Origin of the sequence: Wolbachia endosymbiont of Frankliniella intonsa, assembly GCF_029856955.1 — a bacterium.
Lineage (GTDB): Bacteria > Pseudomonadota > Alphaproteobacteria > Rickettsiales > Anaplasmataceae > Wolbachia.
Window position 1 is genome coordinate 12,896 of the sequence record NZ_CP097148.1, and the last position, 26,779, is coordinate 39,674.

A 26,779-nucleotide genomic window follows, 5' to 3' on the forward strand; every position below is an offset into this window, starting at 1 on the left:
GATACTTAAAATGCAAAATTTAACAAAGGCAAAATAATGATCGCTAGTTTTAATATATCTATAGACATACTCTATATAAATAATCTATAAATAATTTAGGGTCTGTGCTATGCGTTATGAGTTAAGTTAAATTTCCCGAGCGATAATTTCTGATCAAGGGAATTGCCTCTGTTAATTTCATTGAAATTAGTACGTGATGCCCACCTTAACTTTAGGTCTCAGGAATCTACTAAGACTGACGGTAGATATGGATCCCTTTTCCATTATTTAGGTTTATGTTACACCAATATAAAGAACAAGGTGTGTTTTTCTGTTCATCTCATGAGATATTTCAAGTTGTAATTGACGTTGAGAAGTATCCTGATTTTGTTCCTTGGTGCAAAGCTGTTTATATAAAAGAAAAAACTGATAGCCAAATGATTGTGGACCTCCTTGCAGCTTTTCATGGCATTAAAGGAAGTTACACATCAGAAGTGACCTTCCTTTCTCCAAGTGGAACAAATGAAGGTTGGATAAAAGCTGTGTCGTCAAATGGAATATTTAAACATTTATACAACGAATGGAAATTCACTCCTATGAACGAAAGTAGAACTATGGTAGAGTTCTATATAGAGTTTGAATTTAAATCCAACTTGTTTTCCACTTTATTAAACTCAGTGTATAAATACACACAAAGCAGAATAATTGCTGCATTTAAAGACAGAGTAGAAAGCCTTGCTAAACAAAAGTTATCTTGACATCATTTATATAAATGCATAAATTCTTTAATAAGTTAAGTGTTTCCATTGTAATGATTTTTAGATTATTGTTCTTACTTATTTTTATAAGTGTTAGTTCTTATGCAGCTATTGAACAAAACTTACCCAACACTCAAAAAACTGATGAAATAACATCAAAAGAACTACTGTCGCTATTGCCTGATGATAAATTATTAGGAGATCGAAAAGCACCAATTTTAATGATAGAATACGCCTCGCTCACTTGTTATCACTGTTCTCTTTTTCATAAGAAAGTTTTTCCTAAAATCAAAGAGAAGTACATAGATACAGGTAAGATGTTATACATATTCCGTCATTTTCCTCTAGATTACAGAGGATTAAAAGCTGCAATGCTAAGTTATTGCTATGAAAAAGAAGAAGACTATTTTAATTTTAACAAAGCTGTGTTTAATGCAATAGACTCGTGGAACTACTCTAATTTTAGTGATTTAACTATACTACAAAAATTGCTGCACTAAGCAATTTGAAGCAAGATGTATTTAACCAATGCATTAATGATAAAAAGATGATGGACAAAATTATAAATGATAAATCACTTGCAATTAATAAACTTGATATCACAGCTACTCCTGTATTCATCATCAAGCTTAACGATGACAAATCATACGTAGAGAATGGTAAAATCAAACATGAAGGATATAGAGAGCTGGAATACTTCACTAATGTAATAGATGAGGTATATGGAAAAGCTATAGTGAAGTAATAACACTGTAGCTTACCATATAAAAACCCTATGCTGAATCATTATTTTTTGATACTGTTTGTTGCTTTTTACGCTCAAACTCTCTTTTTTTACTGTGCCAAGCATAATAATACATAGCAATTTTATTCTCTATTAATACTATCGTCCCGTCATAAAATTGGACCATATCCATAACTTTTTTCTGAGCTTCGTTAAAGCGTTCTTTGTACTTCTCGCGATAAGCTGGATTGTGCAGTAATTTCACTCCTTCATTATTATTAGATTTCTTTCTTAACGTTTCAACTTCGTTAGCAATGTTATAAGACATGTAACCCCCTCTAATTGATTATAAAAATTACATTTTAAGAGAGATGTAAATAAACGATCCCTTAATTCTAGTATAACAATTGGTTATTATACTAGTTAACCATAGTAAAATATATAATAATCTTTGTCACTTAAAATTTTACTTTATGAAATAACAACTTAAAATAAAAAAATTTTATTATTCTTAACTCTATTGTTATATTTATAAATCTTATATAGATTAAACCTCCTTAGTTTATATTATAAAACTTAATGCGTCATAACTTTAGCAGAAAATCGTTGTACATAAGAAGCTTATTTGCAAAAGAGTATAAAAAAATAGAAGAACATTGTACTCTTGATAAGAAACAACGTATTCAAATCACTCCTGAAGAAGGAAAATTATTAAATTTATTTATCAAAATCCATAAAGTTAAAAGCATAGTTGAAATTGGCACGTTATATGGTTATTCGTCAATTTGTATGGTAAAAGCTTTACCGAAAGATGGTCATATATATACAATAGAAAACAATCCTCAACACTCAAGAATAGCAAAAAAAAATTTTAGTGTTTTTAATCTAAGTGATAAAATTACTCTAATAGAAGGTGATGCACTGGAAAAAATTAATGAATTATCAGCAAAGGCACCATTTGACATGATATTCATCGATGCTGACAAAAGTAGTTATCCTAAGTATTTAGATTGGGCAGAGTCATACATTAAACAAGATGGGCTAATCGTTGCAGATAACACTCTATTATTTGATACAGTATTTTTAGAATCTCCTCCAAAAGAAGTATCAGAAAAGTCATGGCATGCTATGAGAGAGTTTAACGATAGATTGTCAGATGAAAAAAAATATTTCTCCATATTGATTCCTACTGACGAAGGAATGACTGTAGCTTTAAAACTCACGCAAGTTAAAAATCAAGGTCAGCGTAATGTCTAGGGGGAGTTAAGCCAAAAACTCTCTCTAATAATATTTCGCGAAAACAAGGCCTTGATTTAACAATGGAGTACCATTCTTTTAAAATCTTACTTTTTTCCCATGGGAAACTATTTACGTAGTCTATTATAGAAATATGTGATGCTAAAGTAATATCGGCTAAAGTGAACTTATCGGTTGCAAGCCAAACGTTCTTGTTAATTAAGTGTTCGATGTATTCCATATGGCAAGGCAGGTTATTCTGAGCTGCATGAAGAAATCTAGAGTCAGGGCTGCGGTTAGTAATTACTTTTTCATTCATAATATACTTAGTAACTTCATTGTAAAATTTGCTATCGAACCAATTGATTAAAGCGCGTATTTTAGACTTAATAATAGTGGATGAACCAAGTAATTTGACGTCGCTATTGTAAGTCTCTTCTATATATTCACAAATGGCATTACTATCCGCTATTACAAAGTTATTATCTATTAATACTGGTACTTGTCCGATTGGATTGATCTCCATGAATTCATTCCGCTTTTCCCATGGATTTTCATATACCAAATCACAACTCAGCTTTTTTTCCTTGAGAAGAGCTCTAACTTTTCGTGAAAACGGACAAAGAGGAAAATGATATAAAATCATAATATTCCTCTTTTGTTATTCCAATACCCATATGTTGTCATTCCAGTACGTGACATTGGAATCCATCTTATTTCATTATGGACATTACTTTTAACATATACTCCTAGAATCTATTGTCCATTATATAATTTCCAAATATTTTTATACTTTAATCCCAGTACAACTGTAGGAACATTGTAGTCTGAGAGCAATCCCCACCAGAAGGGTGTCATTTCAGTCTGGGATGGCTTTGTTGCATCGCTCAAGTGAAAAGAACTGGCAGTTACTGACAAAATTCATTATAAATAGCCATTTAACTGTTGAAGAAAAAATATGCCACAAAAAATGAGAGTCAGTAACTGCCATGAATATAACAAATTTCTCCAAGAAAGAGGAAGCATTTTTTGTTATATCAATGACGCCATAGAAAATTGGTATGAAAATAGTCCAAAAATGCAGGGCGGCAACTATATTTATAGTGATAAAGTTGTGATTTTAGTTCATATAATCGTCAGTTTCTTTAGAATTGGTTTAAGACAAACAGTAGGGTTTGTAAAAGGATATCTGCAACAAATAGGAAGAGATTTGCAGCTATTCACAAGCATCAAATAGTGATGATTGTTTTTATACAGAGTTTTTTCCTTTTAACTCTTACCAAAAGAAATTGTCTGAAGGTAATAAATTTTTGGTGCCAATGAGGAAAGAGGTGGTTTCTAATCTAAAGTTTTTGCTAGCTAATGAAATTGCGCGATTTGCAACAGATCTTATTAAAGAGCAAAAAAAAGAAGACAAAAAAAATCGGAACTAGGTTGTAAGGATCTATCAAATGATATAGAGGAGGAGATAGAAAATCATTTAGATTATATAATTGATGAAGTCTTTGATAAGGGATCTTATCTATATGGTGCGGAGTGTGTTGATAGAAATTTGCAACGTTCTTTTGTAGATTTGCTCTCATCGAGGATAAAAGGTTATGAAAATGGTCCTAAAAAAACTAAGGATTTTTTAGAAGAGAAAGGAAATTATGTATATCTAAAGAAAAGCATTTTTGATAATCCTAAGCTCATTAAAGACATAGCAAAGCATGAATTATCCTTTCATTGTCGTGATTTGGAAGTTTCAAGTACCGAGGATGAAATGAATGACACTCTGAAGTTCGCAGTTGTTGATTTAATTTGTAAGGCACTACCGCACCTACCAATTGATTCTATGTGGCATACTTCCCATAAAGAAAATGAAGATGAGTATTCAATTTTGGCTCCTGTTATTGATTATGATAATTACATAGAGTTTTTAAATGAAAAAGAAGTTGATCATATTAATAATAAGGTGTTTGGTGGTTCACCTAAGAATTCAGTTATAGGTAAATCACATAATGGAAACTCAAGCAAATTCCTTAGGCCAGACTATAGTATTTCCCAAAGCAAATGATAAAGGTATAATAAAGTATTTGAGTTATAATGGCATATAGTGTGGATTTAAGGGAAAAGGCAGTATTGATGATAGAAAAAGGGAAGACAAAGGTTGAGATAGCAGAGCTCATGGAGATAGGAATAGCAACTCTGTACCGCTGGTTAAAAAAGAAAGCTGCTGGTGAAAGCTTAAAGCCATCTAAAAACGGTAGCTTTATTCGAAAAATAGACCCAAAAATACTCGAAGAATATGTTACAAAGAATCCAGATCATACTCTGGCAGAGATGAAACAAAATCTTGGATTTGGAATAAATTCAATTTGGTATAGACTAAAACAGCTAAAAATTACTTTAAAAAAGTCACACTATATCAAGAGCGCAATCAAGAAGATAGGCAGCAATTTATTGATAAAATCTCAAAAATAGAACATTCCAGCATCTTATATATAGATGAAGCAGGAGTTGATAATAAGTTATACCGAGAATATGGACGTGCTCCAAGAGGAAAGAAAATTTATGCAGATATTCCAGGAGAACTCGAGAGAGAATCAGTATAGTAGCCGGGTGGATTGGAATGAGATTTATTGCACCAATGACTTTCAAAGGTGGGTGTGAAAAAGAGGTATTCAATATATTGTTGGAGAAGATGTTATTACCTAAATTGCCACTTGGCACAACCATAGTTATGGATAATGCTACATTTCATAAGACCACTAAAACAAAATCATTAATAGAGTCTTTTGGCTTTCATGTGCTGTATCTTCCAACATATTCACCAGATTTGAATCCCATAGAACACTGTTGGCATACCATCAAAAGCCGCCTCAGACCTCTAATGTATAAATGTACAGACTTACAACTTTTGGTTGGTAATACCATAATGGAAATTTATCCATTCATTTTAGAAAATACTATAGTATAGCTCTTTTCATAATAGTCCGGAAAGTTCATAGAAAAGCAGAATCAACAGCATGACGAAAAGATGTGAATAGAGGGATGTTTTTCCTAGCTCTATTTTTTATAGCAAACCAATGATGCTCAATTTTATTGAAATCTGGGGAATACGTAGGAAGATACAAAATTTCAGCACCAACTTCTTTAGCAAGTTCAGTAATCTTATTAGACTTATGAAAAGTAGCATTATCAAGGATAACAGTTTGTCCAGGTTCCAAAATAGGTGTCAAAAACTGCTCAAACCATTTATTAAAGATATCCATATTACAATGGCCCTCAAATGTTAACGGAACAACTATTTTTCTACTATTTAGAGCTGCAATCATGCTAATTCGTTGAGTTTTCTTTCCAGATTTTAGGGCATAAAATCGCTGTCCTTTCTGAGAATATCCATAGGGATAGTCTTCGGTATTATCAATACCAGATTCATCTATATATACTAAGTTTTGAGGTTCTTTCGTTGCTATAATTTTCAAAAATTCAGCACGTTTTTCTTCATTCCTTTCTTTGTATCCATATGTCTTTTTTGCGTGTGAGTCCAATTTTTTAAGAGCTAGATGAATCGTTGGGATACTAACATTACTCCAAAGCTTAGCCATTTCCGATAGAGTTTTTCCACCATGTTTTTTGGCAAATTCAGTAAATTTATTCCAGTCGGTAATTTTATGATTATAACCTCCATTTCCAAGTTTTTTCGACTGAAAATCTCCTGTTTCTTTTTTTCTTTGCTGCCACTCCCATAATGTAGTTCTTCCAATTTTAAATCTTTCTGCTACCGTTTCTCTGCTTTCCCTTCGTCTAGTACCTCCATTGCTTTTTTTCTTAAATCATAACTATATGCTGCTGGCATACTTACCTTCACTACTATAAACTCTTATTTTAAACCGTTTGGACCATTATGAAAAGAGCTATAATTTTACGATATCCATAACGGCAATCAGAAGCCAAATATACTTCTTGAATCAAATTTGCTACTTCACTTTCGTTATTAATTATAGGCCTATAATATAGGCTAGATCTGCAAATCCCCAATAAATCAGCATGTTTCCTAATTGACAGATCAGAATCTTTTTCTATAAACCTTACTCTATCTTTTTTGCTTATTTCAGTAATTTTTTTTTCAAATAGCTATTTTCCACTGTCAATTCTCCTATTACTTTATGTAAACTTTCTATTTCTTGCGCTAAGATTCTTTGTTTTCTCGCACTTTCACTTTCTTCAACAAATAGGTCTTTTAACCTTGCCAATACTCTATCACGCCAATCATATAGATTTGTTGATGGTATTTTATATTCACTACATATCTCAGCTGTGCTTTTTTGATTTTTTATTGCTTCCAAAGCTATCTTTGCTTTTAACTCTGGTTCATATTTTTTTGTTTCCATTCTTTTACCCCTTTACCTTCCTACTCGGATCAACCATTTTTTGGTCTAGTTTATGGGGTGCATTATACGCTTTACAGGATGCCGGTCAGGCATTGATTCACACTGTTGTTCTAAAGAACACTGTTTAATTGTTGTTTTGGGCTTATTAAAAGAAGATCGTGCTGAAGAAACGCAAATGCCACTATCCTTAGCCGAATTATCATCTTTAATCCTTTGTGCATCTTCATCATAGTAATTGAGGCCAAGGAATTTGCTTGAGTTTCCATTATGTGATTTACCTATAACTGAATTCTTAGGTGAACCACCAAAACCACTATCTGCACTTGGTCCATCTGTCCCTACTTTTTCTTCAGAAGGGGCAAGAGTTTGTGGTTTCATAGCTGGTACACGCGCAGGATGAATGTACAGTTTATAATCCTTATTGATTACAGAGGTTTTCATGATCTTATCCATCACACAGTAAGCAATGTCTGGCTTAAAAAAGTCTATTGCATATATTCGTCCGTCACCATATGTTGGCAGACCTCTTTGTGCAATATCATCTTTTACATCACGCAATACTTTTGTACCACCAAACACCTTATTATTAATATGATCAACTTCTTTTTCATTTAAAAACTCTATGTAATTATCATAATCAATAGCAGGAGCCAAAATTGAATACTCATCTTCACTTTCTTTATGGGAAGTATGCCACATAGAATGAATTGGTAGGTGCGTTAGTGCCTTACGAATTAAATCAACAACTGCTAACTTCAGAGCGTCATTCATTTCATCCTCGGTATTTCGAGTATCAAAACAACGGCATGTCAGAGATACTATATGCTTTACTATGTCTTTAACAAGCTTAGGATTATCAAAAATGCTTTTCTTTAGATATACATAATTTCCTTTCTCTTCTAAAAATCCTTAGTTTTTTAGGACCATTTTCATAACCTTTATCCTCGATGAGAGCAAATCTACAAAAGAACGTTGCAAATTTCTATCAACACACTCCGCACCATATAGATAAGATCCCTTATCAAAGACTGCATCAATTATATTATCATCTACATGTTCTTCTATCTCCTTCTCTATCTCCTTCTCTATATCATCTGATAGATCCTCACAACCTAGTTCCGATTTTTTGTCTTCTTTTTTTTGATATATAATATTAGAGGTTGCAAATCGCGCAATTTCATTAGCTAGCAAATACTTTAGATTAGAAATCACCTCTTTCCTAATTGGCACCAAAAATTTATTATCTTCAGGCCATTTCCCTTGATCATAGCTAAAAGGAAAAAATTTTTTATAAAAAATATCATCAATAATAGTGTCATGCGGACAAAATCTTTCTATTACTTTTTCTTTCACACTTTTCAAGTACTTCTTGCCCTGATTAGTAGTCATATCTTCATGAAACAAGATAACAATATGATCTTCTTTGTAAGAAAAAGTACCGTCTACAGTACAATTAGTAAAAGCTTTATCATTAAAATTAAGAATACTATTAAATGCTTTTACTAATTCTCGATTTATTTCACTTTTATTAGACATAACGCCACCCCCTTAAACTAATATAATTATTTACTGCTACCCTGACCACTTTTACTACTACTGGATTGATTTTGCTTCATTCGTTCTTCTTGACGCTTAATCATATCGCTGAAGTTATCTATCCTACTTAGATCTAAATCTTTTTTATAAATCCTTGTTCTCCCTGAATCAGGTACTTTTTTATTTGGATCATTATTACCATGCATACCTGAATCAGGTACTTTTTTATTTGGATCATTATTACCATGCATACCTGAATCAGGTACTTTTTTATTTGGATCATTATTACCATGCATATTAGCCTCCGAATTAAATTATTATGTAATCAGTATATTAAGAATCAATTATTAGCACAAGCAGTTTTTACATAAATTTTATTCACCATTTTTATACTCCTGGATTCCAGACTGGGATGACATCAGAGGGCTACTTGAATGACAAAAGAGGCTACTTGTCCGCCATGTCATTCCAGCACTTGAAACTGGAATCCAGATAAAAAACCAGTCTGGAATGACAAAAAGAGAGAGAACCTTTACACACCTCTCTCTTTGACTGAAGAAGCATGGTTTTCAACTCTCACATCATCAGTTAATCCTCCTGGCAATTCCACAGCAGCATTAGACTTTTGCTGATCACCAAGCTTTCTCTCGCAGGAAGATCTATTTAGCTTTCCTTTCTTTGTTCTCTTTGTATCACGATCTCGTTGTCTTGTAACTCTCCTGTGTTCCTTTCTCTCTGGAGCAGGTGGACAGACAGCTAATTTTGGTTTTTCATTTTTCTCTTCTTTTGCTTCTTTCTTTTCTTTATTCATTTTTTCCAGTTTTTGTACTTCACTATTTTTGTGACTTATAACAGGTTTAGGTAGAGTGTCTACTAATTTTTCTACAGGCTTTGGTAAAATAGCACGTTCTTGCTTATTCAGAGTGATTGGCATTGGAACTTGAGATGAAAAATTAAAGAGGTGAACTGGCGCGACTTCATTCACTTTTGTTTCTATTTGTTGACGAACTTCTTTTGATTCTGTTTTTTCTGCTTTTTTGTCTCTTTTTTCCTCAGTTACATCTTGCTCTACTACTGCTGCTAAATCAACTGCAAAAATTTCTGCAAACATTGCAATGACTGAGCCCACGAGAAAAGTTTGAAGCTTAAATTTTAAATTTTGCAACGCTTGCAAACGTTCGAGTATTGCTATTTCCTCTTCCGGAGATAACCCACCACTGAGTAATTTCTCCTGCAATTCTTTTATCTCTTTGTCTAGCCTTTTATCCCAACTTAAGTCTAAATCTTTTTTGAAGATCTTTTTGATTAACTCCTTAAGCTTATCACGCAAAAACTTAATTATCGAAAGAAGCAGATTTTTCTCTTTCTTCTCCTTGAGCATTTTGTAGACTTTCGGATCTACATTTACTTCAAAAAGATTAAAGAGGGATTCAAAGAAATTTGCGAATACCCCTTGATTATTATCAGTAAAGTAATCCTCATTATCTTGTATCTGTAGCTCTACTTGAGATAATGTTTCATCAATGCAACTCGCAGCCTGACGCTCAAGCTCTATTCTCTTGAGCTCAGCTTTCCTAGCAAGCTCCTCCATTAATCCTTTTAATTCATTGAGCTTCTGCTCTGCAGAGAGATCTTGCTCCCTGATTCGACTAATGAAGATTGAGCTACCGTCCTCTTCGTTGTTATTGATTAAAAAATTTTTCATTGCTTTTTCTCCATTAATTGAATTACTGTTTCTATAATTGTTTAGAAAGCTTTTTACCATTTTATCTTAAGTCTATAAAAGACAATAACTCAATCCTACAATATGAAGTATTTAATAAGTATTAATCTTAAAAAATATCAGTAACTTATTGATATTTTTACATTTATACTATATATAGTCTAGCATATATTACGTAATTTTTCAAGAACATATTCACTATAACAGAAGACTTTCTTATTTGCCTCTAAAACACCTGCAAATCATATAATAAGAGAATATTATAATGTTTAGTGTAATACTATACAATGTTATAAAATATAGTATAATACTAGCATACCACTGAATTAATGCTGAGATATTCCCTTGCTTGATCAGTTAAAACACGTCCTCTTGGTGTGCGCTTTACGAAACTGACCTTGATTAAATAAGGTTCTACTGTTTCTTCAATATTGCCAACATCTTCAGATAGTGCAATAGATATGGTGTCAATTCCAACAGGTCCTGAGGTGTTAAACAAAAATCTCAGATAATCCATATCTAATTTATTTAGTCCCATTTTATCTATACCCAATTTTGATAGTGCAGAACCGGCAATTTCACAGGTAATTTTTTTATCATCTTTTACTTCAACAAAATCTCTTATTCTTCTGAGTAATCTCAAAGCAATTCTTGGAGTACCACGGGCGCGGCAGGCAATTTCTTGCACAGCATCCTTTTCGATTTCAGCACAAAGAACTCTTGCACCTCTTTTTATAATATCAACCAGTTCCTCAAAAGAATAAAACTCAAGATGCAGGGGAATACCAAAACGATCCCTCAGCGGTGCAGAAAGCAGTCCAAGCCGTGTTGTTGCCCCAATCAGTGTAAATGGTGGTAAATCTATTCTTAAAGTTCTGGTAGATGGGCCCTCACCTACTAGTATATCTAGGCAAAAATCTTCCATAGCAGTATATAAAACTTCCTCAATGCTACGATTTAATCTATGGATCTCATCGATAAATAGAACATCTTTTGCATTTAAAGTAGTGAGCACTGCAGCTAAGTCCCCAGCTTTACTAAGCAATGGACCAGAAGTTGCACGAAAGCTAACCCTTAATTCCTTAGAGACAATTTGTGCTAAAGTTGTTTTACCAAGCCCTGGAGGACCATAGAGCAATACGTGATCCAAAGCTTCAGCTCTCGTCTTTGCAGCATTTATAAACACTTTTAAATTTTGTATTAAGTCTTTTTGCCCGACAAAATCATCAAGTTGCTCAGGCCTGATATTTAAATTACGTACATCTTCAGAGTATTCCTTACTACATGATATTGACTTCATATTGTTTTAAGCGCCATACGAATAATATCTTTAGTGTCCAAGTTTGGTGATTCATCTTCTATTTTTTTTATTGTATCATAAGCTTTTGTTCTTTCATATCCAAGATTGATCAAAGCTGAAAGAGCATCTTCACTAATTGAGTGAAAATGATTGTTATTTGTCTCTAATTTACTTACTTTGCCATTCAGCTCAGTAATAATTCGATTTATGAGTTTCAGGCCAAGTCCACTCACCTTAAGTGCTAGTTTATTCTCATTTATAACTGCCAAAAACAGTTGCTCTGGAGTTAATTTGCTCAAAATTGACATTGCGGTTTTATAGCTGACACCGCTCACTTTAACTAATAAACGCAGACACTTCTGTTCTTCTTTACTTATAAAGCCATATAGCTGAGTAACGTTTTCTCTGCTATTTGCATAAGTGTCGATAAGTAATTTTACTCTACTTCCAATCGAACAAGCACTTAAAGTTTTGGCTGAAAGATATACTATGTAGCCAACATCATTCACATTCAGGATTATGTGATCGCTACACACCTCATCAACTATTCCTCTTAGATTTCCTATCATTTCTAGTACTTTATAAAATTCAGTTTAAATGCTACTTAATCTTAGGTCAAGCAAACGAACATTATAGAAGTGGTTCCAGTTTCAATCATTTTAGACAGGTTTGCAGGAAATCTATTTGAATATATTATTCCGGACCAGTATGTGAATGGACCACGGAGTTACTTCAGCAGCAGAATTGCGGTCTATTAACTAAGTAATAGAAATTTCTATCTTTGGTAGAATAAAGGTAATTGTTTGCTGTTTGCGAAAATATTTGCATAATTTAAGTAACATTACTTGATAAGAATTAACTATGGAGCTTAATAAGATTGCAGCATCGATTTTACTTTCTGGATTAATAATTATGATAGTTAGTAATGTAGTTGATATGTTCTATAACCCAGAGGATTATAAAATTGAACACCAAACAATAGTAGCAGCCAGCAATGAGCCTCAGCAAAAGATTGAACAAGTGGCACTTGATATTGGGGAGCTCATGCAAAATGCTAGCTTTGAAAAGGGGAAGTCAGCAGCAAAAAAATGTATAGCTTGTCATAGTTTTGAGAAAGGTGGAATGAATAAAGTAGGGCCAAACTTATGGAACGTGTTTGGAAATAAAAAGGCCCATCTTAGCAGCTCATTCAATTACTCAAAAGCACTACTTGAAAAAGGTGGGAAATGGGAGTATGAGGAATTATTTGCTTTTTTAAAAAATCCAAAAGCCTACATAAAAGGTACACGTATGGCATTTGCAGGCATTTCCAATCCACAAGAGATTGCAGATCTAGTCAGCTATTTGCGTTCGATGAGCGATAGTCCGGTTGCCTTGCCAAAGTAGTATGAATTATTGTAAATTACTCGATGGAAATATAGCATATCGAAAGCTACAAGGAAAAAAAGCTTCTATAGTTTTCTTTGGTGGGTTTGCATCCAATATGGATGGAACTAAAGCAACTGCCGTTTACAAATTTTGCCAAGAAAATGATATAGCACTTGTGCTCTTTGATTATTTTGGCCATGGTAATTCAAGCGGTGATTTTGCTGATTATACAATAAGTGATTGGCAAAAAATTGTGCTAAAGTGATAAGTGAATTAACTAGCAATAAACAAATAATTATAGGTTCAAGTATGGGAGGATGGCTGATGCTGCTCACTGCTCTTCAATTTCCAGAAAAAATTGCAGCATTAATCGGCATATCGTCTGCTCCTGATTTTATTGAAGATTTGATATTCAAGCAATTGTCAGGCAAGCAAAAAGAAGAACTAGGTTCTAAAGGTGTAATAGATTTTACTTCGGAGCATTGTGCATACAAAATAACTAAAAATCTGATCGAAGACGGTAGAAAGAACCTTCTTTTAAACAGAGAAGCAATAGATATAAACTGTCCTGTGCGCTTATTGCATAGCATTAATGATAAAGATGTTCCTTATCAAACTTCATTGAATTTAGCTGAAAAAATTAAGTCAACAGACGTTGAAGTACACTTAATAAAATCAGCAGAACACAACATGTCTGATAATCATTCACTGAAAATTTTATTTAAGACCATCAGAGAATTTTTGCCAGGAGAAATATATAATTGAAGTAATTCAGATGTGTTTGTCGTAAGAGCTGCAGTTATAGCTTCAACAGTAGGCACTATTCTTGATCACCTCAACATTTTCTCTTGGCAATTCTTTAATAAATCGAGAAGTGCGCATTGGTTGCCACTGATTATTAATTTCCCTCCTATCTGCACATGAAATGATCAACCTTTCTTTTGCTCTAGTTATGCCAACATATGCAAGTCTTCTCTCTTCTTCTAAAGCTTTACCACTTTTATCTTCAAAAGATCTTTGATGAGGAAATAATCCTTCTTCCCAACCAGGTAAAAACACACACGGAAATTCAAGTCCTTTAGCTGCATGAAGAGTCATAACATATACAGTGTCATCGCTATTCATATTATCCACTTCCATCACCAGGCTAATGTGCTCTAAGAAGGTTATAGCGTTGTCAAAATTCTTCAAAGATGAAATGAGCTCTTTAACATTTTCTATTCGCGCTAAACCCGTCACTCCTTCATTCTCAAGCATTTCCATATATCCTGATTGATTTGCTACGATTTTAACGAATTCATGCAGTGGTTTTACGCTTACTATTTCTTCCCAAGCTTTAATTTTATTTAAAAAATCATTTAGTGAGAGTTTAATTCTCTCAGTCACTTGATTACCATCAACTAATATTTTTGCTGCTTTAAAAAAAGAAGTGCTGTTGTCCTGAGCAGTTGTGTATATCTTCTTTAGAGTTGTAGTTCCTATGCTTCTTTTTGGACGATTTACGATCCTTTCAAAAGCGAGATCATCATTATTATTTGTAACAAGCCTCAAATATGCAATTATATCCCTTACTTCTTGACGTTCGTAGAATTTTACGCCACTTATAATCTTATAGGGAATTGAATATTTTATAAAATACTCTTCGAGCACTCTGGTTTGAAAAGTCGCTCTTACGAGCACTGCAATGTCACTAAATCTGTATTTATTGAGCTTTAATATCTGTTCGCTTATGAACCTTGCTTCAGCTTTCCCGTCCCATAATTTTATTAGATTTACCTTTTCCCCTTCAATGTTTGTTGTCCACAACTTTTTTTCTAAGCGAGTCTTATTGTGGTTGATAACATATGATGCAGTTGCAAGTATGTGGGATGTTGACCTGTAGTTACACTCCAGTTTAACGGTTTTTGCATTTTTAAAATCATCGGAAAATTTCAAAATATTTTCAACTTCTGCACCACGCCAACTGTATATCGATTGATCGTCATCTCCTACACAACAAATATTTGAGTGCTCTTTTGCAAGGTATTTTAGCCAAAGATATTGTATTGCATTTGTATCTTGATATTCATCTACCATAATATATTTAAACTTGTTTTGGTAGTAGAACAGAACCTCGGTCTTTTGATTAAAAAGTTGTATGTTATATAACAATAAGTCACCAAAATCAACAGAGTTAAGGAATTTTAACCTTTCCTGATACTGGTAATAGACTTTAAGTGCAGTTACGTAAACTGGCCTAAATGATTGAACGTCTTCCACTTCAGACGGCAATAAACACTTCTCTTTCCACTGCTGGATGATATTCATAATGGTCTTACATTTTTCTGATAGGTAATCAGGGCTGATTTCATTCATGATGTTTTTTATTACCTGTAATTGGTCATCCACACCAATAATTGTAAAATTGGAATTTAGCCCCACGACTTCAGCATGATGACGTAGAATTTTTGCTGCAATTGCATGGAAAGTGCCAAGCCATGGTATGTTTGTGCCCGTGAGTTCAAGCACTCTTGATATCATTTCATTTGCTGCTTTGTTCGTGAATGTAACTGCTAATATTTCATCAGAATAAGCGTGACCGTTTCTAATTATGTGCGCTATTCTTGAAGTAATCGTTCTTGTTTTTCCCGTTCCCGCCCCTGCCAGTATCAAAATTGGCCCATTTAAGTTACTTACAGCTAATTGTTGCTCTGGATTTAACAGTGAGAGATAATCTTTCATTGTAGCCCTATAAATTATAGCTGCAGTAAGTTAATCTTACTACTTGCGCTCTGTAAAGTTTTTGTTGCTTGCTTCCAGTTTATTTCAAACAGTAGGTGCCTGGATTGATAAATGTTAAAATTTTAGGTAATATTGAAATACATACTAATAATATTAAATAGGCAATAAATATGTTTGCTAATTCAAATGATCAAGAACAATTGCAACAAAGAAAAGTGCGTTTTGCAGACCACAATGAGCTATCAGAGGATAAATCTGAATATGACTGGTATGGCTGGATCGATCACTTGATATCTCTGGAGTCTCACAAGGCTATAGAGGAGTTAAAAAAAGAGATCAGTGAGTTAGAAAAAGAACTCGAAGAATTAGAGGATAAAAATAAAAAGAGGTTAAAAAGTGATACGGACACAGACCTCAAATTTATCAAATACCTAACTAAGCATTTTAATAATCCTGAAGAGATTATAAAGGAGTTAAAATCGTATGTTGATGAGGATAAATCTAGAGCGTCAAATAGGATGAAAAGTCATATTGTATTGATCAGATATTTTTCTGAAAAGGTGCAAATAAAAATGACTGAAGAAACCAACGAATTTATAAAAGGCATTAAAATTAAATACGAGAAAAAAAACAAGAACTAAAAGATTGCGTAAAAAAAACCCTCAATCTCTTTATGCTACTTCAGATAAAAATACAGCTAAACAATATGACGAAGAGGCTTACGATAACAAGCTAAAAGAATTAAGGAATTTAATTATTCATTCAAAAAATAACTTTAATCATGATATCCATGTAAGTCTGCTTATTAGAGTCAATAATGGTATTGTAGGTGATATTTGGGATAACCCTAGTGAACTAGGAAAATCTAGTCATGAATGGAAGCTGATACATTGTGTAAAAGAATTGCTAAAGATTAACCATGGAAATTTTAAACAAATATTGGGTAGCATTGAAGATCTCATGGAACCATCATTAAAGCAATATAAAGAGCTAAGCCCTCCTATCAACATAACACAAGATCAAAATCTTAAAACAACAGCACTTGCAGAAGTAAGTTTGCAGTCTAAGGAATCTTTTCCAGGCGATACTGAGAATGATTTACAAGGCAACCAACCTACACCAGGAGGCTGTAAACCACTAAAGCGTGAAGGAACAGAAGGATTAGCTGTTCCTTCAGCTGGCACTAAAATAGATATGAATAGTGGCCAATTACAAACAACCTCTCACGAACTGCAAAACCCTTATGATAATGCAGGTATGTATAGCGCTTTAGGTGTTGCTGTTGTCGGTTTTATAGCAATTGGAGTGATGTTATGTGCTACAGGTAATCCAGTTCTTGGAGGAGTCTTTATAGCAGTCCCTGTAATTAGTGCATTAATACTTGGTATTGCAAAAATTTATGAAGAAGTCAGTAAAAAGAAGGAAAAAAAGCCAGAAATAGATACATTGACCGCCTTGAGAGAAGTGCTTACCCCTCAATGGTTAAGTAAGGGTAGAGTTTCAAATATTTAATATGATATTGACTTTACAGCAATAATTACTTTAAGTTAGTAGCTATTGTTGCAGTTAAAGTATCAATGCCTTTTTTCTTTTATTCTTTTGCAATTCTAAGCATCTTATCTGCTGTTTGTGTAATTAGTGTAAAAATCCCGTGCATGCAGTGTTATTTTTAATTTTCACTTTCGTTAACTCTGCAGTGCTTTTTATTCTCCTTGGAGCTGAATTCATTGCTATGATGGTATTGATAGTATACATCGGTGCAGTTGCAGTGTTGTTCCTCTTTGTAGTTATGATGCTCGATATTGACTACATAAGATTGCACCAGGGTTTTGCAAAGCATTTCACTCTTGGTGCTATATTATGTGTTGTGTTTTTTCTAATCATCAGCTTTGTAATTCGCAGCTCAGCACCGAATATAAGCAATGTTATAAACTATAATACCAATAACGTGAAAGCTATCGGTAATTTGCTCTACACTGACTACATGTACGCTTTTCATCTTTCTGGTATTCTGCTGCTTGTTGCAATTGTTGGTGCAATTGCTCTTACTTTGCAGGAAAAGAAAAAAGGAGTTAAAAACAGAATGTATTAAAGCAATTGACACAATCTTCATCTGTAAAATTGGTTAAGGCTAAATTTGGAAAAGGAGTAGAATGGAAATAGGATTAAATCATTTTTTGATAGTTGCTGCTATTTTGTTCACTATTGGAGTGTGTGGTATTTTCATCAACCGTAAGAGCATAATCAATATACTGTTATCAATAGAAATATTACTCTTGGCAATTAATATCAATCTCGTCGCTTTCTCTGCCTTTATGAATGATATAGTTGGGCAAATTTTTGTGATGTTTGTGTTGACTGTTGCGGCAGCAGAGTCAGGAGTTGGGCTTGCAATATTGGTTGTATATTATAGAGGTCGTGGCAATATAGATGTTGAACAAGCGAACTTAATGAAAGAATGAAAGTATGATGGATATACTGAAATTAATAGTATTTTTGCCACTCTTTGGTTCGCTATTTGCAGCACTTTTTAGAAAAAGTCAGTTAGTTACAACGGCGGGGATTGGAATATCTGCAGTTTTATCTTGGTATGTTTTTCTCACCTTCTCTGAAAATTATCACTTGAGTTTATTTCCTCTATTTTCATTAAGTGTATTAAAAGTAAATTGGGCAATTAGTGTGGATGCTCTCTCATCCTTAATGCTTATTGTTATTACCACTGTTTCACTAGTAGTCCACCTCTATTCTATCGGTTATATGGAGCATGACAAAGGGAAGTCGAGGTTTTTTTCTTACCTATCGCTATTTACGTTTTGCATGATTGTGCTGGTTGTAAGCGATAATTTCGTGCAGCTTTTTTTTGGCTGGGAAGGGGTTGGCCTGTGTTCTTATTTACTCATAGGATTTTGGTTCCAAAAATATTCTGCAAATAATGCAGCAATTAAAGCATTTGTTGTGAATAGGGTAGGAGACTTTGCACTATTGATTGGAATCTTTCTTATTTATTATACATTTCACTCTTTGAATTTTACTGAAGTTTTTGACACAACTGATCTTCTTGGCACGCAGAACATTAGGGCATTCTGCTGTGAATTTAAAATAATTCATATAATATGCATATTACTTTTTATTGGCTGTATGGGTAAATCTGCACAGCTTGGTTTACATGTTTGGTTGCCCGATGCAATGGAAGGGCCAACCCCTGTTTCTGCACTCATTCACGCAGCAACGATGGTAACAGCAGGTATATTTTTAGTAGCAAAATGTTCTCCATTATTTGAGCTATCAAATGTGGCACGAGAATTAATAGTTATTGTTGGGGCACTTACTGCTTTCTTTGCAGCTACGGTTGCGATTACTCAGAACGATATAAAAAAAATAATTGCTTATTCAACCTGCAGTCAACTTGGTTATATGTTCATGGCATGTGGGCTTTCTGCTTACAATGTTGCTATTTTTCATTTAATGACACACGCTTTTTTTAAAGCTCTACTATTTCTTGGTGCTGGCAATGTGATTCATGCAATGCATCATGAGCAAAACATTCAGAAAATGGGAAATTGCTGGAAGAAAATCCCTTGCACTTATACTCTCATGTCGATTGGATCTCTTGCGCTTTCTGGAATATTTCCATTTGCAGGTTTTTACTCAAAGGATTTGATAATTGAACATGCTTATAGCACGGATAGCTTCGCTTTTGTAATAAGCTTAGTTGTTGCATTCTTCACAGCGTTTTACTCTTGGAGGTTATTGCTTCTTGTGTTCCACAGCCAAAAACAAAGTAAAATTAATATACATGAGGCACCAAAGATTATGCTTATACCATTACTGATACTCGCTTTTGGATCAGTATTTTCTGGAATATGGGGAGCAAATATTTTGAACATAACTAGTAATGCGTTTTGGAAATCAAGTTTAGTGATGATTGATGAGCATGGAGTTCATAATTTCTTTATACAACTACTGCCAACCTTAGCAAGCCTAAGTGGAATAGCACTTGCGTACCTAATTTACCAATATCAAGTAATTAGGCAAATTAAGAGTAAATTTTTACTTAAGTTTTTGCAGAATAAATGGTACTTTGATGAGCTGTATGAGTTTGTTATAATTGCACCGATAAGGTTTATATCTAGGCTTCTATGGAAGTTTGATGTTAAGGCTATTGATTCATTTGGACCAAATGGTGTTGTAAGGTTGGTTAATGAATGTTCAAAAAGTTCTGTAAAGTTGCAAACTGGTTATATATTTGATTATGCATTTATTATGTTTGTTACTCTAATAATCGGTGCTTTATATATTATTGGAATTAAATAGAAGGTGTTGTTACTTAGTATATTCTTGCTTCCACTGATAGGAGCGTTGATTTTACCCTTAATCAGGATTAATCATCAATCTATACACTTAAGATTTCTTGCCCTATTTTTTGCTGTACTTCCATTTTTGCTTAGCATTGTAGCTTGTATAGAATTTGATTATAACGATGCGGACTTTCAGTTTGTCAGCTACCCAATTAGAAATGTTGGAATAGGGATAGATGGTATATCATTGCTTTTCCTTCTGCTTACAACTTTCTTGTTTGTAATTTGTATACTCTACAACTGCAAAATGAATTATACGACCCTAAAAGCCTATATGGCATTGTTTCTACTGCTTGAGAGTTTTGTAGTCGGTTTTTTCGTTTCACTGAATGCTATAAGCTTTTATGTGTTTTTTGAAGCTGTTTTAATACCAATGTTCTTTATTATTGGCATCTGGGGAGGAAAACATAGGGTATATGCAACGTTTAAGTTGTTTCTTTATACATTAACTGGCTCATTATTATTCCTACTTGGATTGGTGTACATCTATAGCATTTTTGGAACGTTTAATATACAAAAATTAGCTACATTAGTGCCAAGCCTTGATCTTGAAGTGCAGTCATTGCTGTGGATTGCATTTTTTATTTCTTTTGCAATAAAAGTACCGATGTTTCCATTTCACACTTGGCTTCCTGATGCGCATGTGCAATCACCAACTTCTGGATCTGTGATTTTAGCTGGCTTGCTTATTAAAATGGGGGGATATGGATTTTTAAGGTTTTCTATTCCAATGCTTCCTCAGGCAAGTTTGTATTTTTCAAATTTTGTTGTTGTACTGAGCATTATTGCGGTGATATATGCTTCGCTAGTTGCGTTTGCTCAAGATGATATAAAGAAGTTAATAGCTTATTCTTCAATAGCACATATGGGGATCGTTACCGCTGGCCTCTTTTCATTTTGTGAGGAAGGAGTACTGGGTAGTATATTTCAAATGATTAGTCATGGCCTTATTTCTGCTGCTTTATTTTTATGTGTTGGAATGATATATACTCGAACTGGTACTTTGGAGATTGCAAAATATTTTGGCATAGTAAACACAATGCCAAAATTTGGTTTTATGTTCATTTTATTTTCAATGGCTTCAATAGGGCTACCTGGAACATCTGGGTTCGCAGGTGAGTTTTTGGCTATGGTTGGGATGTTTAAGAGCATAGGGTTTTTTACAGGATTTATCGCACTTGGCACTATTTTAAGCGCAGTTTATATGCTGAATTTATGTAAGCAAATAATATGGGGGGTTAGCTATTCTAAATTATTAAATAACCGTTTGGATAGCATAGAATTTTCTGTCTTAATTCTGCTTACAGTGTTTGTTATTTTGCTTGGATTTTACCCAACCCTTGCACTGAATTATTTGAAGCCATGTATGGCAAATTTGTTAGTCAAATATAATGCGCTATGAATTATATACAGATATTGCCGGAAATGTTCTCTATTATCTCCTCGTTAGTGTTGCTACTGCTTGGGATTATATTTAACCGCAGAACTATCAACTTATTAGCACTTGGCTGCACAGTGGTAACTTTGATTATTTTAATTCTTTCGGCAGAAAACAATGAAATTTTTCTCTTTAATTCGTTGTTAAAACTCAATTTATACATCAGGTCAGCCCAAGGGTTAATTCTCAGCACAGGAATTTTAATACTTTTGATGCTGAATTTATCAAAATATGACTATAAATATGAATTTTCAATACTGATTCTTTTTGCACTGTTTGGCATGATAACTTTAGTTTCAGCAAATAGTCTGATTTCTTTTTACTTAGCTTTTGAGTTGATGAGTATATCTTTGTATGTTCTTGCGAGCTTTAATAAAGATTCAGCTTATTCATGTGAATCAGGAGTGAAATATTTTACACTTAGTGCACTATCTTCCTGCATTATGCTGTATGGAATGTCTCTGCTTTATGGATATACAGGACAAGTCAATTTCTCTGAGCTCCGTTCATTCTTGCAAAACCATCAGATAACTTATGGAATGGTTTTTGGGTTAGTTTTTATCCTTATTGGTTTGTGTTTCAAGCTTGCTATTGCTCCTTTTCATATGTGGGCTCCAGATGTCTATCAAGGTGCACCTACCATAGTAACTGCGTTTTTTTCTACGGCCCCAAAAGCTACACTTGTAACATTTTTAATTCGATTGATGAATGAAGAGTTAGTAAATGTAAAAAGTTATGTTCAGCCTATTTTCTTATACGTTTCAGCATTGTCTGTGCTTATCTCAGCTTTTGGGGCCTTGCGTCAGCAAAACTTAAAAAGGCTGCTTGCTTACAGTTCAATTGGTCATATTGGTTTTATATTTGCTTCACTTTCTATTTTTACACAAGCAGGAACAGATAGTGCCTTAATGTATTTGGTGATATATATCATCACAAGCATAGGGCTATTCTCATATCTCGTACAAATTGACGATGATGATTGTGATATTGCAAATTTATCTGGTATAGGAAAAAAGCAACCAATTTTAGCTTTACATCTTTCTATACTATTACTCTCGATGTCGGGAATACCTCCACTTGCAGGTTTTATCGCTAAATTTTTTATATTCAAAAGTTTAATAAATTCTGGCTTTATCAGCCTGTCTTTGATCCTTGTAATAGCGAGTGTGATATCATGCTACTATTATTTAAATATCATGAAAGTTATGTATTTTGATAAAGCTAGTGGTAATAAGGTTGCTTATTCTAGGGGTCTATTCATTATCACTTCAGTAGTTTTACTGATCAATCTCGTTCTTTTCTTGTATGTAGAAGATCTTGACTCACTCATTAAACTAAAGGGCTGACAAGGTGATCCTTGAAGGTTTTCGTATTTATCATTACAAAGAAGTTCCAAGTACTAATAAAGAATCATTGGGTTTAATTGAGAAAGGGATATCTAATGAAACTATTATTATTGCCGATAAACAAGAAGAAGGCAGGGGACGCACTGGAAAAAGCTGGATTTCTCCAGAGGGTAATCTCTATGCAAGTTTGATAATTAACCAAGAAACGGATGTCAGCAAATTGACAGAATGGACTTTTGTGACTGCTCTTGCTGTTGGAAATACTTTATTATCGTTAAATTTCTTGAATAATCAAACCCACTGCGGTGTCATTCCAGTGCGTGACACTGGAATCCATACTTTTTCTTCTGGATCCCAGTGTCAAAGCACTGGGATGACAAGAGATCAATTCATAAACGATCTCAATCTTCAACATAAATGGCCAAATGATGTTCTAATCGATGGCAAGAAAATAAGCGGAATATTGCTTGAAAAAAAATCCAATTCGAATTGGCTCATTATAGGAATTGGAATTAATGTCAATCATGCGCCACTTCCAGGCACAACGTGCATTAGCAATTACGGTGAATCTGTGTCTAACATTGATCTGTTAAAGGAATTAATAATAAATTTTAATAAGCTAAGAAAGCAATGGCTATTTGATGGGTTTTATGCTATAAGAGAAATGTGGTTAAAAAAAGCATTCAAAATGAATGAGCAAATCAGTGTAAAGTTAGCTGACAAATTGTATGAAGGAATTTTTGCTGATATAGATAAAAGTGGTAAATTGGTGTTGCAGCAAAAGGATGGAAGCTTAATTTATTTTGATGCAGGTGAGTTATTTATTGGCAATGCATTATGAATACATATGTAATTTTTGCTTACCTTATTAGTTTCATACTGATTGGTGGAAATTTGATTTTTACCGTTTCTTGCTATACTAAAAGTAAAAAAATTCTAGAAAGCCTGAAAGATAATAATGAAGAAGAAACATAAGCGATTACTTATAACTTCAGGAATTTTCTGCTTTTTAAGTTGTGCAGTTTTTTTTATTTTAACAACGCTCAAAGAAAATATCTCATTTTTCTATACAGTAAGTGAAGCCATAGTCTTGCCAAATAATCAAAAGCCAATCCGTGTTGGTGGAATGGTTGTTGAAAAGAGCGTGATACGGAGCGAAAGTGAAGTAGTTTTTCAGATGACAGATTTTAACAAAAGCGTTGTGGTGAAATATCAGGGAATACTTCCACCAATGTTTTCAGAAAAAAGTGGTGTTGTTGTGCAAGGTAAAATGTTTGATAATAGTACTTTTCTTGCAGATACGGTGTTTGCAAAACATGATGAGAACTATAAGCCGAAAGTCCTAAAATAGATTTCCTAATTCAGTTGTATTGAAATGGTATGTGAAAGAAAGCAACAGCCTGCTAGCAAGCTGTTACTTTCCTAACTACTATAATATATCAGAGTGAGTTGGTGCTTCCCATTCTACGTTATTATGGTCAATTATTGCTGCTTTTAATCCTTCAACTTCGCCCCTTAGGTGATCAAGTTCTTCTGCCCATGTTCTGTAGTTTTGATTATTATCAATAAATCCATCCTGCTGAATTAACTTATTCAAATGAGATAAACCATTAGCCAATGCTTTACTCATATCAAGAGACTCTCCTCGAAGTTGTGCTATGTTGTCCATAATTGAGACACGCAAGCCCGAAACAAACTTCTCGTTTAAATCGCAGACTATAGTATTTCCTAAAGTAAATGATAAAGGTGTAATAAAGTATTTGAGTTATAATGGCATATATAGTATTTCCCAAAGCAAATGATAAAGGTATAATAAAGTATTTGAGTTATAATGGCATATAGTGTGGATTTAAGGGAAAAGGCAGTATTGATGATAGAAAAAGGGAAGACAAAGGTTGAGATAGCAGAGCTCATGGAGATAGGAATAGCAACTCTGTACCGCTGGTTAAAAAAGAAAGCTGATGGTGAAAGCTTAAAGCCATCTAAAAACGGTAGCTTTATTCGAAAAATAGACCCAAAAATACTCGAAGAGTATGTTACAAAGAATCCAGATCATACTCTGGCAGAGATGAAACAAAATCTTGGATTTGGAATAAATTCAATTTGGTATAGACTAAAACAGCTAAAAATTACTTTAAAAAAAAGTCACACTATATCAAGAGCGCAATCAAGAAGATAGGCAGCAATTTATTGATAAAATCTCAAAAATAGAACATTCCAGCATCTTATATATAGATGAAGCAGGAGTTGATAATAAGTTATACCGAGAATATGGACGTGCTCCAAGAGGAAAGAAAATTTATGCAGATGTTCCAGGGAGAACTCGAGAGAGAATCAGTATAGTAGCCGGGTGGATTGGAATGAGATTTATTGCACCAATGACTTTCAAAGGTGGGTGTGAAAAGAGGTATTCAATATATTGTTGGAGAAGATGTTATTACCTAAATTGCCACTTGGCACAACCATGGTTATGGATAATGCTACATTTCATAAGACCAAAATCCATTACTGACGGAACAAATAAGAAACATTACAAACTCGTTTAATAGTAGTACTGGAAATATTGACAATAAAATTACACAAAACATCTTCAAGTAAACCTATGGTATCGTAGATACTATTGCGTAAAGTATTGTATTTGATATATTGCCACAACCTTTCAACAGGATTCAGTTCCGGTGAATAAGGAGGCAAGTATATGATGGTAATGTTTTCCTGAATTTTCAAACTTTTTGATCTATGCCAACTTGCACAATCCATTACAAGAAAGGCTTCTTTCGTGCCTAAATCTTTCGACATCTGCTCCAGAAATATATTCATACAATCAGTGTTTACATATGGAGCAAGTAGGCTGATTTTCTTACCACTTCTTGGATTTACCGCACTTTAGATATAGAAATTTTGTCTACCAATTTTCATTTTAACCTGCGTTCTGACCCCTTTTAAACCATCCGTGTCCGATTTTTGAATGAGTCCCAAATCGTGATTCATCAAAAAACACCTCCCTTTTAGGGTGGAAATTGACTATTTTATTGAAGTATCTTTTAAACTCTTCTTGCTTGTTTTTATCTTGTTTATGGTGCATTGGCCTCGGTGTTATGTAAGAAAATTTCATCCTTTGTATCTCACGGTGCACTGTTGATTTGCTGATGTTTAGGGCAAATTCCTCTGAGATTTTTATTTGTACTTCCTTAATAGTAATATTTGGATTTCTTTCTACCCATATTTCAATTTGCTCACGTTGATTTTTGTTTAATTTGCTTTTTCTTCTCCGCTGAAACGGGGCAAATAATTTTTCTACTCTACCAAATTTTAGATGCTTTATCCATTCAGTCAAAGCAGTCCTTGAAATTTTACATATTCTTGCCACAGCGCTTATACTACTTTCTTTTCCTGCTATCACCGCTTGTAACTTTTTGAAACATATGCGTTATTTCTTACCTTTTTTAACATTTCTTTCGCTAAATTTACAACTCTTTCGTCTAATAGTTTTGACCTTAATGCCATTTATACCTCGCTATTTCACTTACTCTAGTATGACTTTTTCCCCATTATTCTCTATCTGTTCTTTCTATAGCGGGAATTGGTATGAAAAAGAGGTATTCAATATATTGTTGGAGAAGATGTTATTACCTAAATTGCCACTTGGCACAACCATAGTTATGGATAATGCTACATTTCATAAGACCACTAAAACAAAATCATTAATAGAGTCTTTTGGCTTTCACGTGCTGTATCTTCCAACATATTCACCAGATTTGAATCCCATAGAACACTGTTGGCATACCATCAAAAGCCGCCTCAGACCTCTAATGTATAAATGTACAGACTTACAACTTTTGGTTGGTAATACCATAATGGAAATTTATCCATTCATTTTAGAAAATACTATAGTATAGCTCTTTTCATAATAGTC

General features: G+C 33.6%; 30 protein-coding genes, 1 other RNA gene and 6 pseudogenes. 24 read left to right on the forward strand and 13 right to left on the reverse strand.

The genetic code is table 11. The annotated features are described in order from the left end of the window. The first annotated feature begins 96 nt into the window (after window positions 1-96). From ssrS to M3L71_RS08315, 3 genes and pseudogenes are all read left to right on the forward strand, one after another. Window positions 97-258: non-coding RNA, 6S RNA (gene ssrS, locus M3L71_RS00085), on the forward strand. A 17-nt stretch (window positions 259-275) separates the two neighbouring features. Then, entirely contained in the window at window positions 276-737 is a 462-nt protein-coding gene (locus tag M3L71_RS00090) for a type II toxin-antitoxin system RatA family toxin (RefSeq protein ID WP_280143609.1), read from the forward strand. Window positions 738-790: 53 nt separating this feature from the next. Beyond that, window positions 791-1,482: pseudogene (locus tag M3L71_RS08315) on the forward strand (thioredoxin domain-containing protein). Window positions 1,483-1,510: 28 nt separating this feature from the next. Here M3L71_RS08315 and M3L71_RS00105 read toward each other — a convergent pair. Continuing rightward, window positions 1,511-1,789, reverse strand: a complete 279-nt coding sequence (locus tag M3L71_RS00105; RefSeq protein WP_280143611.1) for a DUF2671 domain-containing protein — start codon at window positions 1,787-1,789, stop codon at window positions 1,511-1,513. Between the two features lie 251 nt (window positions 1,790-2,040). Here M3L71_RS00105 and M3L71_RS00110 point away from each other — a divergent pair, with 251 nt between their 5' ends. Further along, a complete protein-coding gene (locus tag M3L71_RS00110) occupies window positions 2,041-2,718 on the forward strand; it encodes an O-methyltransferase (RefSeq protein WP_265030743.1) in 678 nt (225 codons plus the stop codon). On the opposite strand, the gene M3L71_RS00115 is transcribed toward M3L71_RS00110, so the two are convergent. Then, window positions 2,690-3,343, reverse strand: a complete 654-nt coding sequence (locus tag M3L71_RS00115; protein WP_010403901.1) for a glutathione S-transferase family protein — start codon at window positions 3,341-3,343, stop codon at window positions 2,690-2,692. The genes M3L71_RS00110 and M3L71_RS00115 overlap by 29 nt on opposite strands. Window positions 3,344-3,655: 312 nt before the next feature. Between M3L71_RS00115 and M3L71_RS00120 the strand changes: the two are divergent. From M3L71_RS00120 to M3L71_RS00140, 5 genes and pseudogenes are all read left to right on the forward strand, one after another. Then, window positions 3,656-3,922 (forward strand): annotated as a pseudogene (locus M3L71_RS00120) (transposase); the annotation flags it as partial. 348 nt (window positions 3,923-4,270) lie between these two features. Continuing rightward, window positions 4,271-4,753, forward strand: coding sequence for a hypothetical protein (locus M3L71_RS00125; protein ID WP_280143613.1), 483 nt, complete (start codon window positions 4,271-4,273; stop codon window positions 4,751-4,753). 29 nt (window positions 4,754-4,782) lie between these two features. Then, complete coding sequence (locus M3L71_RS00130; protein ID WP_280143348.1) at window positions 4,783-5,160, forward strand: IS630 transposase-related protein; 378 nt, start codon at window positions 4,783-4,785, stop codon at window positions 5,158-5,160. A gap of 24 nt (window positions 5,161-5,184) precedes the next feature. Continuing rightward, window positions 5,185-5,349: a hypothetical protein gene (locus M3L71_RS08385; protein ID WP_280143643.1), complete on the forward strand. Its 165-nt coding sequence runs from the start codon at window positions 5,185-5,187 to the stop codon at window positions 5,347-5,349. Continuing rightward, window positions 5,309-5,656: a transposase gene (locus M3L71_RS00140; protein ID WP_280143644.1), complete on the forward strand. Its 348-nt coding sequence runs from the start codon at window positions 5,309-5,311 to the stop codon at window positions 5,654-5,656. The genes M3L71_RS08385 and M3L71_RS00140 overlap by 41 nt, the downstream gene beginning before the upstream one ends. 25 nt (window positions 5,657-5,681) lie before the next feature. On the opposite strand, the gene M3L71_RS00145 is transcribed toward M3L71_RS00140, so the two are convergent. The 8 genes and pseudogenes from M3L71_RS00145 to ruvA all read right to left on the reverse strand — a co-directional run bounded on the left by M3L71_RS00145 (window position 5,682) and on the right by ruvA (window position 12,201). Next, a protein-coding gene (locus M3L71_RS00145; RefSeq protein ID WP_280143645.1) for an IS630 family transposase occupies window positions 5,682-6,538 on the reverse strand; the annotation gives its coding sequence in 2 pieces (ribosomal slippage) (window positions 5,682-6,475 and window positions 6,475-6,538; 858 coding nt in all). A gap of 47 nt (window positions 6,539-6,585) precedes the next feature. Continuing rightward, window positions 6,586-7,073 (reverse strand): annotated as a pseudogene (locus M3L71_RS00150) (transposase); the annotation flags it as partial. A gap of 45 nt (window positions 7,074-7,118) precedes the next feature. Then, window positions 7,119-7,844 (reverse strand): hypothetical protein, encoded by a 726-nt coding sequence (locus M3L71_RS00155; protein WP_280143646.1) that lies wholly within the window; start codon window positions 7,842-7,844, stop codon window positions 7,119-7,121. 138 nt (window positions 7,845-7,982) lie between these two features. Next, window positions 7,983-8,609 carry a hypothetical protein gene (locus tag M3L71_RS00160; RefSeq protein WP_280143647.1) on the reverse strand — a complete coding sequence of 209 codons (627 nt, stop codon included), beginning with the start codon at window positions 8,607-8,609 and terminating at the stop codon, window positions 7,983-7,985. A 26-nt stretch (window positions 8,610-8,635) separates the two neighbouring features. After that, entirely contained in the window at window positions 8,636-8,905 is a 270-nt protein-coding gene (locus tag M3L71_RS00165) for a hypothetical protein (protein ID WP_280143617.1), read from the reverse strand. 236 nt (window positions 8,906-9,141) lie between these two features. Beyond that, window positions 9,142-10,374, reverse strand: a complete 1,233-nt coding sequence (locus M3L71_RS00170; protein WP_280143648.1) for a hypothetical protein — start codon at window positions 10,372-10,374, stop codon at window positions 9,142-9,144. Between the two features lie 268 nt (window positions 10,375-10,642). Continuing rightward, entirely contained in the window at window positions 10,643-11,632 is a 990-nt protein-coding gene (gene ruvB, locus M3L71_RS00175; protein ID WP_280143649.1) for a Holliday junction branch migration DNA helicase RuvB, read from the reverse strand. Continuing rightward, window positions 11,629-12,201, reverse strand: coding sequence for a Holliday junction branch migration protein RuvA (ruvA, locus tag M3L71_RS00180; RefSeq protein WP_280143618.1), 573 nt, complete (start codon window positions 12,199-12,201; stop codon window positions 11,629-11,631). The genes ruvB and ruvA overlap by 4 nt, the downstream gene beginning before the upstream one ends. A 292-nt stretch (window positions 12,202-12,493) precedes the next feature. Between ruvA and M3L71_RS00185 the strand changes: the two genes are divergently transcribed. Together M3L71_RS00185 and M3L71_RS00195 are read left to right on the forward strand one after the other, a co-directional pair. After that, a complete protein-coding gene (locus M3L71_RS00185; protein ID WP_280143650.1) occupies window positions 12,494-13,018 on the forward strand; it encodes a c-type cytochrome in 525 nt (174 codons plus the stop codon). 1 nt (window position 13,019) lies between these two features. Next, window positions 13,020-13,765 (forward strand): annotated as a pseudogene (locus M3L71_RS00195) (alpha/beta hydrolase). 42 nt (window positions 13,766-13,807) lie between these two features. Here M3L71_RS00195 and M3L71_RS00200 read toward each other — a convergent pair. Then, complete coding sequence (locus M3L71_RS00200; protein WP_280143653.1) at window positions 13,808-15,721, reverse strand: ATP-dependent helicase; 1,914 nt, start codon at window positions 15,719-15,721, stop codon at window positions 13,808-13,810. Window positions 15,722-15,891: 170 nt separating this feature from the next. Between M3L71_RS00200 and M3L71_RS00205 the strand changes: the two genes are divergently transcribed. The 10 genes and pseudogenes from M3L71_RS00205 to ccmE all read left to right on the forward strand — a co-directional run bounded on the left by M3L71_RS00205 (window position 15,892) and on the right by ccmE (window position 24,214). Beyond that, window positions 15,892-16,362 (forward strand): hypothetical protein, encoded by a 471-nt coding sequence (locus M3L71_RS00205; protein ID WP_280143654.1) that lies wholly within the window; start codon window positions 15,892-15,894, stop codon window positions 16,360-16,362. Window positions 16,363-16,366: 4 nt separating this feature from the next. Next, window positions 16,367-17,233, forward strand: coding sequence for a hypothetical protein (locus M3L71_RS00210; protein ID WP_280143621.1), 867 nt, complete (start codon window positions 16,367-16,369; stop codon window positions 17,231-17,233). Between the two features lie 65 nt (window positions 17,234-17,298). After that, a pseudogene (locus M3L71_RS00215) lies at window positions 17,299-17,884 on the forward strand (NADH-quinone oxidoreductase subunit J). After that, window positions 17,875-18,183: an NADH-quinone oxidoreductase subunit NuoK gene (gene nuoK / locus M3L71_RS00220; protein ID WP_264330615.1), complete on the forward strand. Its 309-nt coding sequence runs from the start codon at window positions 17,875-17,877 to the stop codon at window positions 18,181-18,183. Before M3L71_RS00215 ends, nuoK begins: the two are co-directional and overlap by 10 nt. Window positions 18,184-18,187: 4 nt before the next feature. Further along, a complete protein-coding gene (gene nuoL, locus M3L71_RS00225) occupies window positions 18,188-20,035 on the forward strand; it encodes an NADH-quinone oxidoreductase subunit L (RefSeq protein WP_280143655.1) in 1,848 nt (615 codons plus the stop codon). Between the two features lie 3 nt (window positions 20,036-20,038). Continuing rightward, complete coding sequence (locus M3L71_RS00230) at window positions 20,039-21,481, forward strand: complex I subunit 4 family protein (RefSeq protein WP_280143656.1); 1,443 nt, start codon at window positions 20,039-20,041, stop codon at window positions 21,479-21,481. Further along, the gene (locus M3L71_RS00235) at window positions 21,478-22,863 is read left to right on the forward strand and encodes an NADH-quinone oxidoreductase subunit N (protein WP_280143657.1); all 1,386 of its coding nucleotides are present in this window, start codon (window positions 21,478-21,480) and stop codon (window positions 22,861-22,863) included. Before M3L71_RS00230 ends, M3L71_RS00235 begins: the two co-directional genes overlap by 4 nt. 4 nt (window positions 22,864-22,867) lie before the next feature. After that, a complete protein-coding gene (locus M3L71_RS00240) occupies window positions 22,868-23,704 on the forward strand; it encodes a biotin--[acetyl-CoA-carboxylase] ligase (protein ID WP_280143658.1) in 837 nt (278 codons plus the stop codon). Next, window positions 23,701-23,838, forward strand: coding sequence for a CcmD-like small membrane protein (locus M3L71_RS08515; protein ID WP_007302385.1), 138 nt, complete (start codon window positions 23,701-23,703; stop codon window positions 23,836-23,838). Before M3L71_RS00240 ends, M3L71_RS08515 begins: the two co-directional genes overlap by 4 nt. After that, window positions 23,822-24,214 carry a cytochrome c maturation protein CcmE gene (ccmE, locus tag M3L71_RS00245; protein WP_010404099.1) on the forward strand — a complete coding sequence of 131 codons (393 nt, stop codon included), beginning with the start codon at window positions 23,822-23,824 and terminating at the stop codon, window positions 24,212-24,214. The genes M3L71_RS08515 and ccmE overlap by 17 nt, the downstream gene beginning before the upstream one ends. Window positions 24,215-24,292: 78 nt before the next feature. Here the strand turns inward: ccmE and M3L71_RS00250 are convergent, their stop codons facing one another. After that, window positions 24,293-24,532: a hypothetical protein gene (locus tag M3L71_RS00250; protein ID WP_280143659.1), complete on the reverse strand. Its 240-nt coding sequence runs from the start codon at window positions 24,530-24,532 to the stop codon at window positions 24,293-24,295. Window positions 24,533-24,694: 162 nt separating this feature from the next. Between M3L71_RS00250 and M3L71_RS00255 the strand changes: the two genes are divergently transcribed. Beyond that, window positions 24,695-25,042, forward strand: a complete 348-nt coding sequence (locus tag M3L71_RS00255; RefSeq protein ID WP_280143264.1) for an IS630 transposase-related protein — start codon at window positions 24,695-24,697, stop codon at window positions 25,040-25,042. 181 nt (window positions 25,043-25,223) lie between these two features. Then, window positions 25,224-25,409, forward strand: a complete 186-nt coding sequence (locus M3L71_RS00260) for a hypothetical protein (RefSeq protein WP_280143660.1) — start codon at window positions 25,224-25,226, stop codon at window positions 25,407-25,409. Here M3L71_RS00260 and M3L71_RS00265 read toward each other — a convergent pair. Continuing rightward, window positions 25,369-26,370: pseudogene (locus tag M3L71_RS00265) on the reverse strand (IS630 family transposase). The gene M3L71_RS00260 and the pseudogene M3L71_RS00265 sit on opposite strands and share 41 nt — an antisense overlap. On the opposite strand from M3L71_RS00265, the gene M3L71_RS00270 reads away from it, so the two are divergent. Further along, the gene (locus M3L71_RS00270; RefSeq protein ID WP_280143661.1) at window positions 26,364-26,762 is read left to right on the forward strand and encodes a transposase; all 399 of its coding nucleotides are present in this window, start codon (window positions 26,364-26,366) and stop codon (window positions 26,760-26,762) included. The pseudogene M3L71_RS00265 and the gene M3L71_RS00270 sit on opposite strands and share 7 nt — an antisense overlap. Window positions 26,763-26,779: the final 17 nt, after the last annotated feature.

Excerpts from the sequence above, each read along its gene's own strand:
- M3L71_RS00200 (WP_280143653.1), bottom strand. The coding sequence starts at position 15,721 with ATGAAAGATTATCTCTCACTGTTAAATCCAGAGCAACAATTAGCTGTA.
- nuoL (WP_280143655.1), top strand. The coding sequence starts at position 18,188 with ATGATGGATATACTGAAATTAATAGTATTTTTGCCACTCTTTGGTTCG.
- M3L71_RS00105 (WP_280143611.1), bottom strand. The coding sequence starts at position 1,789 with ATGTCTTATAACATTGCTAACGAAGTTGAAACGTTAAGAAAGAAATCT.
- nuoK (WP_264330615.1), top strand. The coding sequence starts at position 17,875 with ATGGAAATAGGATTAAATCATTTTTTGATAGTTGCTGCTATTTTGTTC.
- ccmE (WP_010404099.1), top strand. The coding sequence starts at position 23,822 with ATGAAGAAGAAACATAAGCGATTACTTATAACTTCAGGAATTTTCTGC.
- M3L71_RS00235 (WP_280143657.1), top strand. The coding sequence starts at position 21,478 with ATGAATTATATACAGATATTGCCGGAAATGTTCTCTATTATCTCCTCG.
- M3L71_RS00250 (WP_280143659.1), bottom strand. The coding sequence starts at position 24,532 with ATGGACAACATAGCACAACTTCGAGGAGAGTCTCTTGATATGAGTAAA.
- M3L71_RS00155 (WP_280143646.1), bottom strand. The coding sequence starts at position 7,844 with ATGAATGACGCTCTGAAGTTAGCAGTTGTTGATTTAATTCGTAAGGCA.
- M3L71_RS00260 (WP_280143660.1), top strand. The coding sequence starts at position 25,224 with ATGAGATTTATTGCACCAATGACTTTCAAAGGTGGGTGTGAAAAGAGG.
- M3L71_RS00270 (WP_280143661.1), top strand. The coding sequence starts at position 26,364 with ATGCCATTTATACCTCGCTATTTCACTTACTCTAGTATGACTTTTTCC.
- M3L71_RS00185 (WP_280143650.1), top strand. The coding sequence starts at position 12,494 with ATGGAGCTTAATAAGATTGCAGCATCGATTTTACTTTCTGGATTAATA.
- M3L71_RS00170 (WP_280143648.1), bottom strand. The coding sequence starts at position 10,374 with ATGGTAAAAAGCTTTCTAAACAATTATAGAAACAGTAATTCAATTAAT.
- M3L71_RS00165 (WP_280143617.1), bottom strand. The coding sequence starts at position 8,905 with ATGCATGGTAATAATGATCCAAATAAAAAAGTACCTGATTCAGGTATG.
- M3L71_RS00160 (WP_280143647.1), bottom strand. The coding sequence starts at position 8,609 with ATGTCTAATAAAAGTGAAATAAATCGAGAATTAGTAAAAGCATTTAAT.
- M3L71_RS00130 (WP_280143348.1), top strand. The coding sequence starts at position 4,783 with ATGGCATATAGTGTGGATTTAAGGGAAAAGGCAGTATTGATGATAGAA.
- M3L71_RS00255 (WP_280143264.1), top strand. The coding sequence starts at position 24,695 with ATGGCATATAGTGTGGATTTAAGGGAAAAGGCAGTATTGATGATAGAA.
- M3L71_RS00090 (WP_280143609.1), top strand. The coding sequence starts at position 276 with ATGTTACACCAATATAAAGAACAAGGTGTGTTTTTCTGTTCATCTCAT.
- M3L71_RS00205 (WP_280143654.1), top strand. The coding sequence starts at position 15,892 with ATGTTTGCTAATTCAAATGATCAAGAACAATTGCAACAAAGAAAAGTG.
- M3L71_RS08385 (WP_280143643.1), top strand. The coding sequence starts at position 5,185 with ATGAAGCAGGAGTTGATAATAAGTTATACCGAGAATATGGACGTGCTC.
- M3L71_RS00115 (WP_010403901.1), bottom strand. The coding sequence starts at position 3,343 with ATGATTTTATATCATTTTCCTCTTTGTCCGTTTTCACGAAAAGTTAGA.
- M3L71_RS00110 (WP_265030743.1), top strand. The coding sequence starts at position 2,041 with ATGCGTCATAACTTTAGCAGAAAATCGTTGTACATAAGAAGCTTATTT.
- M3L71_RS00140 (WP_280143644.1), top strand. The coding sequence starts at position 5,309 with ATGAGATTTATTGCACCAATGACTTTCAAAGGTGGGTGTGAAAAAGAG.
- ruvB (WP_280143649.1), bottom strand. The coding sequence starts at position 11,632 with ATGAAGTCAATATCATGTAGTAAGGAATACTCTGAAGATGTACGTAAT.
- ruvA (WP_280143618.1), bottom strand. The coding sequence starts at position 12,201 with ATGATAGGAAATCTAAGAGGAATAGTTGATGAGGTGTGTAGCGATCAC.
- M3L71_RS08515 (WP_007302385.1), top strand. The coding sequence starts at position 23,701 with ATGAATACATATGTAATTTTTGCTTACCTTATTAGTTTCATACTGATT.